At 47.0% G+C, this 2,507-nt stretch carries 2 protein-coding genes; both read right to left on the bottom strand.

Annotation, left to right across the window (positions count from 1 at the left end):
* Positions 1-316 precede the first annotated feature (316 nt).
* On the bottom strand, positions 317-1,774 hold the full coding sequence (locus ACTHSP_RS19515; protein WP_314511263.1) for an oligopeptide:H+ symporter: 1,458 nt from the start codon (positions 1,772-1,774) through the stop codon (positions 317-319).
* A 199-nt stretch (positions 1,775-1,973) separates the two neighbouring features.
* On the bottom strand, positions 1,974-2,507 hold a 534-nt coding region (locus ACTHSP_RS19520; RefSeq protein ID WP_440346727.1), incomplete at its 5' end, for a peptide chain release factor-like protein.

The raw sequence follows: 2,507 nt of genomic DNA on the forward strand, positions 1-2,507 counted from the left end.
GACAGACAAATCTTAAAAATAGATTACCATTTTATCGAATTTCAAAAGCCATTTAAAGGTAAATATCAGCAAATCAGCAAAAAAACCTCAATAAATTCAATAAAGTTATGAGAACAATTCTTATTCTTATTTAATATTTCACAATTTTAATTTCAGTTTAATCATGTATCATTTAATTCGGATTTTCTGCCTGTCCGATTTACTTCAAAAATCTGGAAAACTACCCTTTTCCAAACCTCAATAAAAACATCAGGCCGTCTGAAAACTGATTCTTTTCAGACGACCTGTGTACATCACATTATTTTAAATAGAAAAATCAATCGACACCTTTGAGCATGCGATTCAATACCGGGGTAAGTACCAGCAAGATACCGCAGGTCACTGCACCGATGGTGGCCAGCATCCAGTAGAAATCCAATGGCGACTGAGCATTGTAGTAGTCTTTAAACAACACTCCGCCCAAGGTAAAGCCGATGGACAATGCCAAGAAATTCAAAGCAACCATTTGTGTTTTAAACATGCTCGGTGCGATTTTGGTAGAAAACGACAACGAAATCGGCGACAGCATCAACTCACCTATCGTAATTGCCAGCAACACCAGCATAAACACGATAATCGGCATCGGGGTTCCGGATGAAATATACGGGATGAAACACAAATAAGAGATGCCGGTTACCAACATGGCCAGTGCAAACTTCAACGGTGTTTTAGGTTGGCGCTTGCCCATTTTCGTCCACACCGCCGCCATCACGCCGGAGAAGAGAACCACCCACATGGCCTGTATCGAGTCTTTCCATGAAACAGGCACGGTAAAGCCGAAGAAAGTACGGTCAACCGTTTCGTCAAAATAAACCGTTGCAACGGTGTACACCTGAAACCAAACCGCCCAGAACATGCAAATGGTCAAAAACAGCGGAATATAGGCCATGATGTAACGTTTATTGGCTGCCTCAACCTGACTACTGCCCAGCAGGCGTGCGAAATAAGCGATAACGGTAATAATGACCACGCCTAAAAGCCAGCGTGAAAAGTTCTCAAGATTGAGCGCACCGGAAGCAATCACGCTGCCCAACACCAAAACCAGCAACACACCGACAGCTATTGCAGTCTGTACCTTTTCAGGGCGCAACGGATTGGGAGCCGGCGTATGCGGCAGGTTTTTACGGCCGCGCGAATACCACAGCAGGCCAAACGCCATACCGACGGCCGCCGCACCGAAACCGTAATGGAATCCCATTCTGTCTTGCAAAATACCGGTCAACAAAGGGCCTAAGAAACCGCCGATATTGATGGAAATATAGAAAATAGAGAAACCGGCATCGCGCAATTCGCGCAGGTCGTCCCGTTCATACAAAGAGCCGACCATCGAACCGGCAGACGATTTCACGCCGCCGCTGCCCAGCGCGATAAACACCAAGCCCAGCAGCAATCCCATCAAACCCGGCACAATCGCCAATAAAATATGGCCGGTCATCACGACGATACCGGCGATAAACAGGGTACGCTCCGCGCCCCAAATGCGGTCGGCCAACCATGCACCGAGAATGGTGGACAGGTAAACGCTGCCGCCGTATGCGCCGACAATGCCGCCGGCCAAGGCTTTATCCATACCCAAACCGCCTTGACTCGCGGTGTAATACAGATAAATCAGCAGGATGCCCTGCATACCGTAGAAGGAAAAACGTTCCCACAGCTCAATATGGAATAGGGTGGATAATTGCAAAGGATGGCCGAAGAAAGTTTTCTCGGCAGAAGACAGCTTTTGACCGGACATTTAATAAGTTCTCCTAATATATCGGACAGGATCAGGCTTCAGACGGCCTATTGCACCTACCAATCATTTTTATAGAAACTATATATTACCGCCAATCTTTGCATTTGCAAAACATGTTTTAATATTTGCAAAATAATGTTTCTTTCAAACTGAAAAATGCCGTCTGAAATCTTTCAGACGGCATTTTATGTTTTACGGTTTATACACCTTGTTTCAGGCTGGCTTCGATGAAGCCGTCCAAGTCGCCGTCCAATACGGCTTTGGTGTTGCCGACTTCGTAGCCTGTACGCAGGTCTTTAATGCGTGAGGAATCCAAAACGTATGATCGGATTTGGCTGCCCCAACCCACATCGGATTTGCCTTCTTCCAATGCCTGTTTCTCTTCGTTGCGTTTGCGCATTTCCAATTCGTACAGTTTGGATTTCAACATTTCCATTGCGGCGGCTTTGTTGGCGTGTTGCGAACGGTCGTTTTGACATTGCACCACAATACCGGTCGGCTCGTGGGTAATACGCACGGCGGAGTCGGTTTTGTTAATGTGCTGACCGCCGGCACCGGATGCGCGGTAAGTGTCGATACGCAAATCGGCGGGGTTGATTTCGATTTCGATGGAATCGTCGATTTCGGGGTAAACAAACACGGATGAAAAAGACGTATGGCGTTTGTTGTTGGAGTCAAACGGCGAGTAGCGCACCAGGCGGTGAACGCCGGTTTCGGTACGCAGCAGGCCGTA

This window comes from Neisseria sp. P0001.S005 (assembly GCF_051963715.1).